A 227-nucleotide genomic window follows, 5' to 3' on the forward strand; every position below is an offset into this window, starting at 1 on the left:
CCATGCCGATATTGCAGCTCGGCAGGTAATGCAGCTCAGTGCAGTCGTCATTCACCCGGGCGTTGAGGATGGGAAAGGACTGAATCGCCAGTGCCATCGCCTTCATGAAAAAGGGCATCAGTGTCAGGCGCACATCCTGCTGTTCGGCCTTGAGTTTCAGTTGGCCACGCAGTTGCAGCAGCGCGCTCATGTCCACTTCATCGCCGTAGGTGAAGTGGGGGATGCTG

1 protein-coding gene is annotated in these 227 nt (G+C 57.3%); it reads right to left on the reverse strand.

Features of this window, described 5'->3' with window-relative positions:
* Nucleotides 1-227, reverse strand: a 227-nt coding sequence (locus tag MO867_RS23225; RefSeq protein ID WP_252473518.1) for a 2-oxo acid dehydrogenase subunit E2, incomplete at both ends; no start/stop codon positions are given.

The sequence above is a fragment of the Microbulbifer okhotskensis genome (assembly GCF_023895975.1).
Classification (GTDB): Bacteria; Pseudomonadota; Gammaproteobacteria; order Pseudomonadales; family Cellvibrionaceae; genus Microbulbifer; species Microbulbifer okhotskensis.